This is a genomic window from Amycolatopsis sp. MtRt-6 (assembly GCF_017308975.1).
Taxonomy (GTDB): Bacteria; Actinomycetota; Actinomycetes; order Mycobacteriales; family Pseudonocardiaceae; genus Amycolatopsis.
The window spans coordinates 1-14,228 of record NZ_JADWPD010000010.1; the positions used below are offsets into that span (position 1 = coordinate 1).

The window sequence follows — 14,228 nt, forward strand, 5'->3', positions numbered from 1 at the left end:
GGCCTGCCCCCGCGCGGCGAGCCCGAGCTCGCCTGGGTGCAGCACTGCCTCGCGCACGTCGAACCCGGTGGCACGGTGGTGATCCTGATGCCGGGCGCGGCGGGCGGCCCCCCCCCCCCCCCCCCCCCCCCGGGCCCCCCCCCCCCCCCGCCCGGGGCCGCCGGGGGGGGGGGGGCCCGCGCCCCGCGCCCCCCCCCCCCACCCCGGTCAAGCGAGCACCGGAAACTGTCGGTGCCCTCCGGTAGCGTGGAAAACGGGGGCTGCTCAGCCCGCTTCGGCGACGATCCGGGCAGCCCCGTCGCGTAGTTCTTCGAGCCTCCACGCTTCCGGCAACCGCACGTCCTTCTCGGCCCGCACCAGCGTGTTGTACAGCGAAACCGACTCGGGCAGCGAGGCGAACCGCAGATCGGTCTGGCCTTCGAACGAAGTCCGCCGCAGGTCCAGCGAGTCCGAAGCGGCAACGCCGGAGAAGACCGCGTCGCCGGCGAACTTCGCGTCCTTGAACGTCGTCCGCCCGGCGAACGTCGTGTCGGTGAACTCCGCGGTCTCCGCGAACTCCGTGCCACTGAACCACGCGTGGCTCTCGAAAACCGCACCGCGGCAACGGAAGTAACCCACCAGCCGGCCGTCGCCGGTGCCGGCCGCGGTGAGGTAGACGCGGCCCGTGAAGCGGCAGCCGCTGAAGTTGGTGGTGCTGCGCAGCGACGCGTGCCGCAGCAGCAGGCCGCCGACGAGCCTGCCCGACAGGTCCAGGTACTCCAGCACCGCGCCGGTCAGGTCCAGGTCGTAGGCCGGGCCCGGGTCGTCGCGGCCGGGCAGCAGCTCGGTGATCAGCCGCTGGGCCGTGAGGCGGACCGTGAGTTCGCGTTCCTCTTCGGGACTGCCGTCCTTCAGCGGATCGCTGTAGCGAGCGTGCTCGAACGGCCGCCGCAGGTACGAGCACAGCACGTCCAGCACCGTCTGCGTGTAGTCCGGCCGGCTCCGCGCCAACCCCGCGAGCGCGTGCAGCGCTCCCACGCGCACCTGGTCGGCCGTGTGGCCGAGCAGCTCGACCGCCTTCGCGAACCGCTCGTCCGCCACCCGCTCGCGGTCCTGCTCCGCCCGCTGCGCTTCGAGTTCGTGGCGCTGCCGCTCGATGTCCTGCCGCCGCTCCTCGACCCGGCGGCGGCGGTCGTTCAGCCACAGCGCGTACAGCGCCACGATCGCGCCGCCGGCCAGGCCGCCGGTCTTGAGCGCGTCACTGCGGCTGGTGGCGGGGTCGGCCAGCAGCCAGCCGCCGACCCCCAGCAGCAGCACCACCGACGCGAGGAACGTCCACGCCAGCGGCGATCGCCACAGCTTCACCGGCTCAGGACACCAGCATGGTGCTGACGCAGAAGCCCTTTTTGTCGAAGTTCGTCGCGCTCAGCGTGCCCTTGACCGGCTTGCCGGCGGACGTCCCGGTGACCTCGCCCTCGACCAGGTACTTGTCGGCGGGCACGTCGCCGAGCTGCAGCTGCAGCGGCGGCTTGAGGAACGTCTCGAGCCACGAGGTGAGCAGCTCCTTCGAGTCCGCGCAGCCCAGCGCGACGGCGCCGTTGTTGTCGCCCGCGTTCAGCTTGTCGATGAAGCCCTGCAGCACGGCCTTGGCGTCCGAGCTGCCGCCGTCACTGCCGGACGGCGGCTTCGTGGCCGAGGTCGTCGGCTTCTTCGACGTCGGCTTCGACGGGGACGGCTTGGCCGACGTGCTCGACGACGGGGGCGCGGCCGTGTTGGTGTCGTCCTTCGAGAGGAAGAAGCCCGGCGCGACGAAACCCGTGATGCCCACCAGGGCGAGCACGACGACCACGGCGGCGCCGATGGCGATCCACATCCCGGTCTTGCTCTTCTTCGGCGGCGCGGGCGGCCCGCCGAAGCCCTGCGAGTAGCCGCCGGTCGCCGGGTCCCAGCCGGACACCTGGCCTGCCGCGTTCGGGTCCCAGGCCTGCTGGCCGTACTGCTGCGCGTTCGGGTCCGCCCACGCCGACTGCTGCTGCTGCTGCGCGTACGGGTCGCCCCACGTCGGCTGCGGGTTCGCGGGGTACCCCTGCTGCTGGTTCGGGTCCCAGCCCTGCGGGTACTGCTGCGTCGGGTACGGCTGTTGCTGCTGGTTGGGGTCCCACCCGCCCTGCTGGGGGTACGGCTGCTGCGGGACGCCGCCGGACTGCGGCTGGCCGTACGGGTCGGGCTGGCCGGGCTGGCCCGGCTGAGGCGGGTAGGTCATCGGTCCATGCCTTCCGGGCGCTGGGGGTTCGTGCGCTTCCGACGTCCGGTGGACGCGTGCGGTTCCCCAGGACGTGACTGCAGCATTCTGCAAGCTCGGACGGTACGGCATGAAACCGGCTCCCGGTCGTGGCGGCGCGAAACCGTCACGACCGGGAGCCGGTCGGGGGATGGATCAGCCGTTGGCCAGTGCCTGGAGCCGGTCGTAGGCACCGTTGAAGGTGTCCTGGTCGAGCGGGCTCGAGGTGTACTGCCAGACGGTGTAGAAGCCCCAGTTGTAAGGCAGCGTGCCGACCGACGACGCGTACCGCGCGACCCACAGCGGGGCCGTGCTGGAGAAGTCACCGCTCACGCACTGGCTCCACCAGCTCGTCGACGTGTAGATGACCGGCCAGCGCCCGGTCAGGGACTTGTACGTGTCGTGGAAGTCGAGGATCCACGACGTCATCCCCGCCTTGCTCAGCCCGTAGCAGGTCGAGCCGTACGGGTTGTACTCCATGTCGAGCGCACCCGGCAGCGTCTTGCCGTCCTTCGACCAGCCGCCGCCGTGGGCGACGAAGTACCTGGCCTGCGCCGCGCCGCTCGAGGTGTTCGGCGTGGCGAAGTGGTAGGCGCCGCGGATGAAGCCCTGGTTGTAGGAGCCGTTGTACTGCTGGGCGAAGTACGGGTTCGTGTAGCTGGTGCTCTCCGTGGCCTTGGTCCAGACGAACCGCTTGCCCTGGTTCCACCAGTACGCCCAGTCGACGTTGCCCTGGTAGCTGGCGACGTCCATGCCGGCCACCGTGGCCAGCACCTGGCCGGGGATGGCCTGGCCGGGCTGCGGCTGCTGCGCCGCCTTCTGCGTGTCCGGTGTCGACTTGTCGCCTTCGACGCGCCGGATCTGCGACCCCAGATCGTGGTTGTGCTGTGCGATGTCCGCGTTGATCGCGGCCACGGGGTCGACTTCGGGGGACAAGGTCGCCGCCTGGGCTGAGCTGCCGAGCAGGAGCAGCGTGGCCGGGACGACCAGGGCAGCGAACAGCCGCCCTCTTCGGGATGTGGACATCGTTGGATCCCTTCACAGATACCCTCGCGATGAGCGGCTTACTGCAGGTAGCCGCTCGAGCACGATTGTTGAGGACGAAGTGGCGTTTGTCACTCAGTTCCGTGAAATTGGGTATACGTGTGGGTGATTTTCCCGGGAAGAAGATCGTTAATTGGTGACAGGTTAACACCTATTATTGGAAATGCTGGGCCGTTCAGCCCAGTGCGAGGGCGCGCAGCCGGTCCGCCGAGCCGTTGAACCAGTTCTGGTCGCCGGGCAGGGTGCCGCGGTCGGCGAACTGCCAGATCGTGTGCACGCCCCAGCCGGCGGGCAGCTCGCCGACGAAGCTGTTGTAGCGCGCGATCCAGAGCGGGTTGGCGCCGAAGCCGCCGTTGTTCGCGGTGCACCGCTTCCACCAGCTCGTCGACGTGTAGATCGTCGGGGGACGGCCGGTCGCCGCGCGGTAGGTGTCGGAGAAGGCGCGGAGCCAGGCGACCATGCCCGCCGCGTCCTTGCCGTAGCAGGTCTCGCCGTACGGGTTGTACTCCGCGTCGAGCGCGCCGGGCAGGGTCTTGCCGTCGGCCGACCAGCCGCCGCCGTGGGCCAGGAAGTACCGCGCCTGCGCCGCGCCGTCGGAGATGTCCGGCCGGGCGAAGTGGTACGCGCCGCGGATCAGGCCGACGTTGTAGGAGCCGTTGTACTGCTGCGCGAACTGCGGGTTGACGAAGCCGGTGCCCTCGGTCGCCTTGACGTAGACGAACTTGGCCCCCGAGCCGGCCGCGCCCCGCCAGTCGACCGGACCCTGGTGCCCGCTGACGTCGTGCCCGAGCTGCTGGTCGTCACCGCCGTACAGCACGCCGGGGGCTTCGCCGACGCCCTCGACCTTGGCGATCTGAGAACCCGCGAAGTGCTCCTGGGCCCCGGCGTAGATGTCGTCGGCCTTCGCCGGCGCCTGCCCGGTCACGAGGAGGACGGACGCGAGGACGGCGGCGAAGGGCAGCGAACGTCTTTTCACCCTCATGCTCCCCACCGATCTCGTGAGACTTCTTCAGCCTCACGATGCACCGGCGCCGCCGGATCGGCGAGTCGATGATCACTCGATGGAGTGGGACCCGCAGGTCAGCGCCGTTCGTCGGCGATGGCCTTCATCAGGTGCTCGGCCGGCACGACGGCCGTGATGAGGTCGTGCGGGTTGATCGCGACCGGGTGCCCGCCGAGCAGGTCGACGATGTCGCGCCCGAGCACGGCCCGCGCGTGCGGCCACTCGCGCGGCACCAGCGCCTTGCGCGTGTAGGCGGGCACCATGACCCGGCCGTCGGTGTTGTGGAAGCCGATGACGGTCCGCTGCACCGGCGACATCGCGTAGACGAACAGCGTCGCGTCGAGCACCACCTTCGGCAGGTCCGACGGCGGGCGGTGCTCGGTGCGGACGAGCTGCAGCAGGTGCTCGAGGTCGTTCGCCGGTTCCGGGAAGCCGAGCGCCTTGGGCGAGGGCCGGTAGCGGTCGTTGGGGTGGAAGTCGGCGACGACGTCGCCGGCGTCGTTCACCGGGTAGGCGCCGACGACCGCCCACGACGGCACCGGGCCGTTCGGGTCGAAGGCCTCGTCGATGACGTAGAGCCAGCTGTTCGGGTTGGCGCGGGCGTTCGCGCGCATTTCCTCGGTGATCTCGGGCGTCGTTCCCTGCTTGCCGGAGCGCCGCGCCTGCCGGCCGTCGCGACGCGCGGCGCGGTTGTGCTTGCCGTGCCTGCCGCCGGGGCGATCGGCTCCGCTTCCGGTGGGCTGCTGCGAAACCATCCGATCCGCCTCGTCCCGCTGCGCCATCGTCATCCCCACGTTCTCGGGTGTACCTGCCAAGTCTTGGTGCGCCACTCTACTGTTTGCCCATGGCCTCTTCGCGTTCGGTCGACCCCGGACAGTTACGTGCGGCGGTGCTGGCGGTTTCCCCGTGGTTGCAGGGCGATGCGCCCGATCCGGCGCGCCCGGAACTGGCCGCGGCGGTCCGGTTGTCGCTGCGCGCGCTCGCGGCGGACGCGCCGGGCCGGACGGTCGAGGTGCGCGTGCCGCCCTTCGCCGCGGTGCAGTGCGTCGAGGGGCCGCGGCACACCCGGGGCACCCCGCCGAACGTGATCGAGACCGACCCGCGCACGTGGCTCGAACTGGCCACCGGGCAACTGGACTGGACCACGGCCGTGGCGGCCGGCCGGGTGTCCGCGTCGGGCACCCGGGCCGACCTGTCCCACTGGCTCCCCCTCGTCCGGCTCTGACGGACGGGGCCGGGACAGGAGCTACGGCTTGCGGCCTATCCCGCCCGCGATGGTCCGCTGGGCCACGTTGAGCTCCTTGAGCCGCGGGCCGTCCGGCCACCAGTCGGCGCAGCGCACGACGCCCGGGGGCACCATCTCGAGCCCGGGGAACAGGTCCTCGATCTCCTTCTGCGTCCGGAAGGTGCCCGAGCCCATCGGGCTGTGCAGGAAGAAGTCCTCCATCTTGCGGGCGGTCGCGGAGTCCTCGTCCTCGGGGTCGAAGAAGTGCGAGATCGCCACGAACGAGCCCGACGGCAGCGCGTCGACGTACTCCTTCATGATCTCCGCCGGCCGCTCGTGCGGGCCGTTGTAGTGGTGCAGCGTGCCCAGCTGGAGGAACGCGACCGGCTGCGAGAAGTCGATGTGCTGCCGGACGACCTCGTTCTCGAGGATCTGCTGCGGCTCGAAGATGTCCTCGGCGACGAAGTGGGTGTTCTCGTTCTCCTCGAGCAGCGCGCGGCCGTGGGCGAGCACCACCGGGTCGTTGTCGATGTAGACGACCTTGATCTCCGGGTTGATCCGCTGGACGACCTGGTGGGTGTTCTCGGCGGTCGGCAGGCCGGAGCCGCAGTCGAGGAACTGGGTGATCCCCGTCTGGCTGGCGAGGAAGCGGCAGGCGCGGATCAGGAACCCGCGGTTTTCGAACGCGAGGTCCTGCGCCTCCGGGGCGGCCTTCTGCACCTTGTGCAGGACCTCCCGGTCGATCTCGTAGTTGTCCTTCCCGAGCAGGAAGGCGTCGTACACGCGCGCGATGCTCGCTCGGGTCGGGTCGACCCCCACAGGAACTCGTTCGGTCCGGGTCGCGGCGTCGGGCATCTTGAACCTCGCAAGTTCTGTGTCGAAAGTCTCGTACTCTACGTAGAGTAGGACTCCACACGCATGCGGTAAACCGGGTCACCTCTTTGCGCAGGACGGCCCAACGTGTACTTTCGGTAGTCGGGCTAGAACCCCCTGGTGACGTGAGCGCGGAAGGGCCGGGAATGAACGCGGTGAACGCGTCCGCAGGTGAACAGAACATCGGCCCCACGGCGCGCCGCATGATCCTCGGCTCGCAGCTGCGCCGGCTCCGCGAAGAAGCCGGCATCACCCGTCAGCAGGCCGGATACAACATCCGCGGGTCCGAGTCCAAGATCAGCAGGCTGGAGCTGGGCCGGGTCGGGTTCAAGGAACGCGACGTCACCGACCTGCTGACGATGTACGGCGTCGACGACCCGGCCGAGCGCCGGGCGTTCCTCGACATGGTCAAGCAGTCGAACGAGCCGGGCTGGTGGCGGCGCTTCGGCGACACCATGCCGAACTGGTTCACCGACCTCGTCGGCCTCGAAGAAGCCGCGGCGCGAATCCAGATCTGGGAGCCGATCTACGTGTCGGGCCTGCTGCAGGTCGAGCCGTACGCGCGGGCGATCTTCAGCCACGGTCGGCCGGACATGGCCGACGAGCGCGTCGACCAGCTGGTCGCGCTGCGGATGCGACGGCAGAAGATGTTCAGCAGGCCGGACGCGCCCCGCGTGTGGATGGTGCTCGACGAGTCGGTCCTGCACCGGCCGATCGGGGGCGCGAAGGTCCTCAAGCAGCAGATCGAGTTCCTGCTCGAGATGAGCGCGCTGCCGCACGTGTCGGTCCAGGTGCTGCCGTACGAGAGCAGCGGCCTTTCCGCGGAGCACGCCTTTTCACTGCTGCGGTTCGGCGAGCCGGAACTGCCGAACATCGCCTACGTCGAGTACCTGACGGGCGCGCACTACATCGAGAAGCGCGAAGAGATCGAAAAGTACAGCCGCGCGCTCGACATGCTGGCCGTCGACGCGGAGACTCCGGAGCGGAGCCGGGCGATGCTCGCGAAGCGCCGCCAGGAGATCTAGAAACCCTTGCCTGTACCCGGTTCGGCGGTGCCGGCGACTGCCCGCCGACCGGTAACTTGGCGTAGCGGTTAACCCGTTAGGGCCAGTATCTGTCACCCGACAGGGTAAGCCCCATCAGCTATTTCTTTACCGTCCGAGAACTTTGCAAGAAATTCTGCACGTGCATTTACCGCTGCAGGCACACGTGCTAGCCTCGAACACGCGGGCAAATGCACATGCAGATGCATCGTCCGGAAGGCTTTTCTGCTTCGAGAGGTGGGATCATGGCTGAGCGATTCGAGAACGGCGTCCCGGCTGATCGGCTGACCGGTGTCGCATGGCGCAAGGCGAGCTACAGCAACTTCAACGGCAACTGCGTCGAGGTCGCGCCGCTGTCCAACGGCGAGATCGCGATGCGCAACTCGCGCTTCCCGACCGGCCCGGCGCTCGTCTACACGCGTGTCGAGATGGCGGCGTTCCTGGCGGGCGCGAAGGACGGTGAATTCGACGATGTCCTCGGCTGAGGCCGTCGCCCCCGTCTTCGACATCGAGACCGGACTGCAGGAGCTGGTGGCCCGCGGCTACCAGTTCGTCCACCCCGCCGACGAGCGCGGCGAGGTCCTCGCCGTCGTCGGCGTGCGGGTGCACGATGACGTGGTGGACGTGGTCCGGCTCAACGCCGAGGACGACGTCGTGGCGACCAGGATGCCCGGCTCCGAGGAGAACATCTTCGAGCCGGAGCGGTGGCTGTGGCGCCGCCGCGGAGATGGTGCGCAGGTGCTGGCGGAGATCCTCTCGCTGCCGGATGCGTGCTAGCCGTGAAGACTTGCGGGCCCCGTCCGAAGTGGTCAGTGCCACGTCGGGCGGGGCCTGGCTCATGACCGGACCGTCTACACTGAAACCGGCCTGACCACGTCTTCCCAGGAGCTCCTCGGTGGTTTCCGACCCGCAGCTCGTGTCCGACCAGCCCGAACCGGAACCCCGTGAGGAGTGTGGCGTCTTCGGCGTCTGGGCTCCCGGGGAAGAAGTCGCGAAGCTGACCTACTACGGCCTCTACGCCCTGCAGCACCGGGGCCAGGAGGCCGCCGGTATCTCCGTCTCCGACGGCTCGCAGATCGTGGTCTTCAAGGACCTCGGCCTGGTCAGCCAGGTGTTCGACGAGCAGATCCTGCAGTCGCTGCAGGGACACATCGCCGTCGGGCACTGCCGGTACTCGACCACCGGCGCGACCATCTGGGAGAACGCCCAGCCGATCTTCCGCACCACCGAGACCGGCAGCGGCCTCTCCTTCGCGCACAACGGCAACCTGGTCAACACCGCCGAGTTGCGTGAACGCACCATCGCCGCGGGGCTCAAGCCGCACGCGGGCCTGACCGGCTCGTCCAGCGACTCCGACCTGATCTGCGGCCTGCTCGCCGCGAACGCCGCCGACAAGGGCATCGAGGCCGCGGCCATGGAGCTGCTGCCCACCCTGAAGGGCGCTTTCTGCCTGGTGTTCTCCGACGAGAACACGCTGTACGCGGCGCGCGACCCGCACGGCGTGCACCCGCTGGTGCTCGGCAGGCTCGAGCGCGGCTGGGTCGTCTCGAGCGAGACGGCGGGCCTCGACATCGTCGGCGCGTCGTTCGTCCGCGAGGTCGAGCCGGGCGAGCTGATCGCGATCGACGCCGAGGGCCTGCGCTCCTCGCGGTTCGCGAACCCGGACCCCAAGGGCTGCGTCTTCGAGTACGTCTACCTGGCCCGCCCCGACACCACGATCGCCGGTCGCGGCGTGCACGCCACCCGCGTCGAGATCGGCCGTCGGCTCGCCGCCGAGCAGCCGGTCGAGGCCGACCTGGTGATGCCGGTGCCGGAGTCGGGCACCCCGGCCGCGATCGGCTACGCGCAGGGCTCCGGCATCCCCTACGGCACCGGCCTGGTGAAGAACGCCTACGTCGGGCGCACCTTCATCCAGCCGTCCCAGACCATCCGCCAGCTGGGCATCCGGCTCAAGCTGAACCCCCTGCGCGACGTCATCCGCGGCAAGCGCCTGGTCGTGGTGGACGACTCGATCGTCCGCGGCAACACCCAGCGCGCGCTCGTCCGGATGCTGCGGGAGGCCGGCGCGCTCGAGGTGCACGTCCGGATCGCGTCGCCGCCGGTGCGCTGGCCGTGCTTCTACGGCATCGACTTCGCGTCGCGGGCCGAACTGGTCGCGAACGGCGTCGACACCGACGGCATCAGGCGCTCGATCGGAGCCGACTCCCTGGGCTACATTTCGCTGGACGGCCTGGTCGCGGCCACGGAACAGCCGAAGTCGCGGCTGTGCACGGCGTGCTTCTCGGGCGAGTACCCGATCCCGCTGCCGGAAGACGCGCTGATCGGGAAACACCTGCTCGAAAGCCTCGACGCGGTCAATGGCAAGGCGACCCCCGTCAGCCCCGCCGGGTACGGTGCCGAGGACGCCGTCCGGCGTCCCTGAGTTCCTTCCAGTAGGGAGTCCGTCCATCGTGAGCGAGTCCACGAGCGCCACGTACGCCGCCGCCGGGGTCAGCATCGACGCCGGCGACCAAGCCGTCGAGCTGCTCAAGCCGCACGCCGAGCGGGCCACGCGGCCCGAGGTCATGGGCGGTGTCGGCGGCTTCGCCGGGCTCTTCTCCCTGAAGCTCGACAAGTGGAAGGAGCCGGTGCTCGCGTCCTCGACCGACGGCGTCGGCACCAAGATCGCGGTCGCGCAGGCGCTCGACAAGCACGACACCGTCGGCATCGACCTGGTCGCCATGGTGGTCGACGACCTGGTCGTGACCGGTGCCGAGCCGCTGTTCCTGCAGGACTACATCGCCGTCGGCAAGGTGCACCCGGAGAAGATCGCCGCGCTGGTCGGCGGCATCGCCGAGGGCTGCGTCCAGGCCGGCTGCGCGCTGCTCGGCGGCGAGACCGCCGAGCACCCGGGCCTGATGGGCGAGCACGACTACGACATGTCGGCCACCGGCGTCGGCGTGGTCGAGGCGGCGCAGCTGCTCTCGCCGGAAAAGGTCCGTCCGGGTGACGTCGTGCTGGCGCTCGGCTCGTCCGGATTGCACTCGAACGGGTACTCGCTGGCCCGGCACGTGCTGCTCGACATCGCGCGGATGCCGCTCGACGGGCACGTCGAGGAGTTCGGCCGCACCCTCGGCGAGGAGATGCTGGAGCCGACGCGGATCTACGCGAAGGACTGCCTGGCGCTCGCCGCCGAGACCGAGGTCCGCACGTTCGCGCACATCACCGGCGGTGGTCTCGAGGCCAACCTCGCCCGCGTCATGCCGCGCGGCCTGGTCGCCCGGCTCGACCGCGGCACGTGGACGCCGGCGCCGGTGTTCGCGCTGATCGGCCAGCGCGGCAAGGTCGAGCGGGCCGAGCTGGAGAAGACGTTCAACATGGGTGTCGGCATGGTCGCGATCGTCGGCGCCGAAGACGTCGACCGGGCGCTGGCCATGCTCACCGCGCGCCACGTCCCGGCGTGGGTGCTGGGCGACGTCCAGCCCGCCGACGACGTCGACGGCCCGCGCGCGGTGCTCTCGGGCGACCACCCGCGGTTCTGATATTCCGTCGACCCGGCTGTCACACTTGAGGTGTGGCAGCCGAGGACGTGGTGGTCGGCTCCCGGTTCGTGATCCCGGGAGCCGAGTTGAGCGAGCGCTTTTCGCGGTCGTCCGGCCCGGGCGGGCAGGGCGTGAACACCACCGACTCGCGCGTGGAGCTGTCGTTCGACGTCGCTTCGTCGCCGTCGATCCCCGAACACCTGCGTGACCGGCTGCTGACCGGGCTCGGCTCGCGGCTGGTCGACGGCGTCCTGACGATCGCCGCCAGCGAGCACCGGTCGCAGCTGCAGAACCGCGAGGCCGCGCGTGGGCGGCTGGCGAACCTGCTGATGGACGCGTCGGCCCCGCCGCCCGCCAAGCGGCGCCCCACGAAGCCCTCGCGGGGTTCCAAGGAGCGCCGCCTGGCGTCGAAGAAGCGCCGGAGCGACGTGAAGAAAGGCCGCTCCGGCCGCTTCGACGACTAACTCAGAGAGAGGTGCACGCACTCGCCCGCCGGCCGGTAGCCGACGCGGGCGTAGACGTTCCCGATCCCCAGGTCGCCGGGGGTGAGGAACGCCGTGTGCGCGCCGGCCTCGTGGACCGCGCGGGTGAGGTGCGCGGTGAGCGCCGCGGCGATCCCGCGGCCGCGGTACGGCTCGAGCACGGCGATCCCGGCGATCTCGGTGGTGCCGTCGACGATTTCGAGTGCGAGCCCGCCGCCGACCACGGCCCCGGTGGTGTCGTCCGCCGCCAGGAGGTGCCGCACGCCGGCTTCGAGACCGGCCTTCAGCTGTTCGACCTCGGCGTCGCCGACCTCCGCGGGTTCACCGAACGCGGTGTTCTGCGCTGCCCGCATCTGCCGCAGATCGTCGTCGGACTCCGGCGTGCGCAGCCGGATCCCGGCCGGGGCCGCCTTGTCGACGCGCTCGGACGGCGCGCACGTCATCAGCGGCACCCGCCGTTCGAGCTCGTACCCGGCGTCGACCAGCAGTTTCTCCAGGTCGGGAGCGACGTCGGTGAAGTACTCCAGCCGCGGGAGCAGGTCCCGCCGCCGGTACGCCTCGGTCAGCGCGTCGATCTCGGCCGAAGTCGGCTGCGCGTCGTCGTCCGGGATCGCGTAGTTGAGCATCGGGTGCTTGTTCGACGAGTAGGTGGCGAGGAACGGGCCGACCCGTTCGGTCTCCCGGCCGCGTGGCGCCGTCGTGCGGACATAGGTCTGAATGACAGACATGTGAGCCTTTCGAAAGCATGTCAAGGAACCGCAGCCCTCGGCAGCGGGCATGCGGGCAGGTCGCTGGGCGTCGGGCCTAGCGGGGGCCGACGCCGGAAGCGGCGCCAGGCATAGGCAGTCATTCCTTGACTCGAAGGGGCTCTTCAGGCCCATGGTCGCACGGCCGGCAACCGGTTTACCGGCGTTCCGGGTGCGCGATGGCCGCGTAGCGCGTGTCCCACACCGATCTCGGAACCCGCAGCCTGAGCGTCGGAGCTTCGCAAATCGTGCGGCGCGGCAGCGGGATCGCCACCGGTACCGGCGGCTGCGTGTCCAGCCGGCGCCAGCCCCGGCGGCTGAGAGCCGCGCCGAGCGTCGCGCCCGCCGTGTTGAGCAGGACGTCGTCGGCCGACGTCACGCGGCCGGTGTGGATCAGATATTGCGTACCCTCCACCAGCACGGACACGATCAACGCGGCCAGCGCGATCCGCGGCAGCATGCGCAGGCCGCGGACCCGCAGCGGCAGCAGCGCGCCGAGCGGGCAGAGCAGCAGGACGTTGCCGATCACCTGCCAGAGTGATCCGTCGCTGCTGAACGCCGCGGTGATGTCGGCACCCGGTACGAGGTCGAGCGTGCTGTCCGCGGAGTCGCCGACGGGCATGATGACCAGGCAAAACACCAGGAAGGCGACGAGGGACACGGCACAGTCGACGGCGGCCGTCGCGCTCGCGCGGCGGGCGGCCATTCTTCGGCGCCGCCGCGCCGCGAGCAGTGGCCACGCGATCAGCGCGTACGGCAGCGCGATGGCCGAAATCGGAATCATCCCCCAGAAGGCGCGCAGCAGAGCTTCCATGCGCTTCCCTTCTCGAACCCCTCAAGATCATCGGTGCGCGATGAAACAACCCTTCCCAAGATCACCTTCGCATCACGAGATCGACTCGGCACTCCGAGTGGACCGCACTATTCGGTGATCTTTCCGGTGGCGCCGTTTGTTCTGCCGTGGTTCGGTCAGGGGGTGCACTGTCCACAGTGGAAACTGTGGACAACTCTGTGGATGAATTCCGGGGACAAGCAGGAAAGTGTTGTGGCGCAAGAAAAAGGCGGGAAACTGCCCTGTGTACTACTTCGCGGCCAGTTGTCGTGCCTGGTCGAGCAGAACCTGCAGGTGCAGGCCGCGCCGGACGTCACAGGGGTGCGAAGTCGTCCCGCTCGCGATCATCGCGGCGAAATCGTCGAGCAACGCGGTGTAGGACTCCTGTGCCGAGCCCGGTTTGCGCCCGAGCGTCCGGTAACCGTGCTCGCCCCAGACCGCGACCTCGACGACGGTCGGCTGCACCGGCAACCGCAGCGAGAGCGTGGCCGTGCTGATCACGCCGCCCTCGTGGGCCAGCATCAGGTGCCAGAGGTCGCCGGGGCTCTGCCGGGCCGCCACGACCTCGGTGATCGGGCCGAGCGCGGCGTCCAGCATGTCGAGCGCGTGCGGGCCGATGTCGAAGAGCGCGCCGCCGTCGTCCTGCCGCCACGCCGAGGCGGCGTACTGGCCGCCGAGCAGGGAGCCGGACAGCCAGCGCGCGCCGCCGCCTGCCCAGCCGCCCGCCTGGGCGAGGCCGGCGAGCCACTCCTGGGTCTGCGCCGAGTAGCGCAGCGTCAGCACGACGAGCGCGGCGACACCCGCGCCCGCGACCGCGTCGGCCAGCCGTCGCGCGCCCTCGAGGTCGGCGGCGATGGGCTTCTCGAGGATCAGGTGCTTGCCGGCTTCGGCCGCACGCACGCCCAGCTCCGCCTGCACGGACGGCGGCACGGCGAACGCCACCGCGTCGACCTGCGAGAACAGCTCTTCGACGCTGTCGGTGGCTGTCGCGCAGTGCGTCTCCGCAAGCGTTTGCGCCGCCTCCGGGCGCCGGGCCCAGACCGCGGTCAGCGCGGTGCCGGGGTGATCCGCGAGCCCGGGTGCGTGGATCGTCGTCGCCCACGGGCCGGCGCCGATGAGGCCGACGCGCAGCTGTCCGTCCGCGATGAGCTGTCCCACGGCCCGCAGTCTAGGTGTGTCCCGAGTCGCTCCGGAACCGC

General features: G+C 70.1%; 16 protein-coding genes. 7 read left to right on the forward strand and 9 right to left on the reverse strand.

The features are described 5' to 3' along the window. Positions 1–264 precede the first annotated feature (264 nt). The 5 genes from I4Q55_RS18335 to I4Q55_RS18355 all read right to left on the reverse strand — a co-directional run bounded on the left by I4Q55_RS18335 (position 265) and on the right by I4Q55_RS18355 (position 5,095). A complete protein-coding gene (locus I4Q55_RS18335; protein WP_206789240.1) occupies positions 265–1,344 on the reverse strand; it encodes a pentapeptide repeat-containing protein in 1,080 nt (359 codons plus the stop codon). 4 nt (positions 1,345–1,348) lie between these two features. Further along, positions 1,349–2,242, reverse strand: a complete 894-nt coding sequence (locus tag I4Q55_RS18340; protein WP_206789242.1) for a hypothetical protein — start codon at positions 2,240–2,242, stop codon at positions 1,349–1,351. Positions 2,243–2,416: 174 nt separating this feature from the next. Further along, on the reverse strand, positions 2,417–3,286 hold the full coding sequence (locus I4Q55_RS18345) for a lysozyme (RefSeq protein ID WP_206789244.1): 870 nt from the start codon (positions 3,284–3,286) through the stop codon (positions 2,417–2,419). A gap of 193 nt (positions 3,287–3,479) precedes the next feature. Continuing rightward, positions 3,480–4,286: a lysozyme gene (locus I4Q55_RS18350; protein ID WP_206789246.1), complete on the reverse strand. Its 807-nt coding sequence runs from the start codon at positions 4,284–4,286 to the stop codon at positions 3,480–3,482. Positions 4,287–4,384: 98 nt separating this feature from the next. Beyond that, positions 4,385–5,095 (reverse strand): type VII secretion system-associated protein, encoded by a 711-nt coding sequence (locus tag I4Q55_RS18355; protein ID WP_206789580.1) that lies wholly within the window; start codon positions 5,093–5,095, stop codon positions 4,385–4,387. A 56-nt stretch (positions 5,096–5,151) separates the two neighbouring features. Between I4Q55_RS18355 and I4Q55_RS18360 the strand changes: the two genes are divergently transcribed. Further along, positions 5,152–5,532, forward strand: a complete 381-nt coding sequence (locus I4Q55_RS18360; protein ID WP_206789248.1) for a sterol carrier family protein — start codon at positions 5,152–5,154, stop codon at positions 5,530–5,532. A 21-nt stretch (positions 5,533–5,553) separates the two neighbouring features. Here the strand turns inward: I4Q55_RS18360 and I4Q55_RS18365 are convergent, their stop codons facing one another. Continuing rightward, a complete protein-coding gene (locus I4Q55_RS18365; RefSeq protein ID WP_206789250.1) occupies positions 5,554–6,351 on the reverse strand; it encodes an SAM-dependent methyltransferase in 798 nt (265 codons plus the stop codon). 200 nt (positions 6,352–6,551) lie between these two features. Here I4Q55_RS18365 and I4Q55_RS18370 point away from each other — a divergent pair, with 200 nt between their 5' ends. From I4Q55_RS18370 to arfB, 6 genes are all read left to right on the forward strand, one after another. Then, entirely contained in the window at positions 6,552–7,430 is an 879-nt protein-coding gene (locus tag I4Q55_RS18370; protein ID WP_206789252.1) for a helix-turn-helix transcriptional regulator, read from the forward strand. A 263-nt stretch (positions 7,431–7,693) separates the two neighbouring features. Continuing rightward, entirely contained in the window at positions 7,694–7,933 is a 240-nt protein-coding gene (locus tag I4Q55_RS18375) for a DUF397 domain-containing protein (protein ID WP_206789253.1), read from the forward strand. After that, positions 7,920–8,225, forward strand: a complete 306-nt coding sequence (locus I4Q55_RS18380; protein WP_206789255.1) for a hypothetical protein — start codon at positions 7,920–7,922, stop codon at positions 8,223–8,225. Before I4Q55_RS18375 ends, I4Q55_RS18380 begins: the two co-directional genes overlap by 14 nt. 118 nt (positions 8,226–8,343) lie before the next feature. Beyond that, positions 8,344–9,870: an amidophosphoribosyltransferase gene (gene purF, locus I4Q55_RS18385; RefSeq protein WP_206789257.1), complete on the forward strand. Its 1,527-nt coding sequence runs from the start codon at positions 8,344–8,346 to the stop codon at positions 9,868–9,870. A gap of 28 nt (positions 9,871–9,898) precedes the next feature. Continuing rightward, positions 9,899–10,969, forward strand: a complete 1,071-nt coding sequence (purM, locus tag I4Q55_RS18390) for a phosphoribosylformylglycinamidine cyclo-ligase (protein ID WP_206789259.1) — start codon at positions 9,899–9,901, stop codon at positions 10,967–10,969. Positions 10,970–11,016: 47 nt separating this feature from the next. Further along, positions 11,017–11,433, forward strand: a complete 417-nt coding sequence (gene arfB / locus I4Q55_RS18395; protein ID WP_206789583.1) for an alternative ribosome rescue aminoacyl-tRNA hydrolase ArfB — start codon at positions 11,017–11,019, stop codon at positions 11,431–11,433. Here the strand turns inward: arfB and I4Q55_RS18400 are convergent. From I4Q55_RS18400 to I4Q55_RS18410, 3 genes are all read right to left on the reverse strand, one after another. Then, a complete protein-coding gene (locus I4Q55_RS18400; RefSeq protein ID WP_206789261.1) occupies positions 11,430–12,179 on the reverse strand; it encodes a GNAT family N-acetyltransferase in 750 nt (249 codons plus the stop codon). The genes arfB and I4Q55_RS18400 overlap by 4 nt on opposite strands. 175 nt (positions 12,180–12,354) lie before the next feature. Continuing rightward, the gene (locus I4Q55_RS18405; RefSeq protein WP_206789263.1) at positions 12,355–13,011 is read right to left on the reverse strand and encodes a VanZ family protein; all 657 of its coding nucleotides are present in this window, start codon (positions 13,009–13,011) and stop codon (positions 12,355–12,357) included. A gap of 267 nt (positions 13,012–13,278) precedes the next feature. Beyond that, complete coding sequence (locus I4Q55_RS18410) at positions 13,279–14,187, reverse strand: Gfo/Idh/MocA family protein (protein ID WP_206789265.1); 909 nt, start codon at positions 14,185–14,187, stop codon at positions 13,279–13,281. Positions 14,188–14,228: the final 41 nt, after the last annotated feature.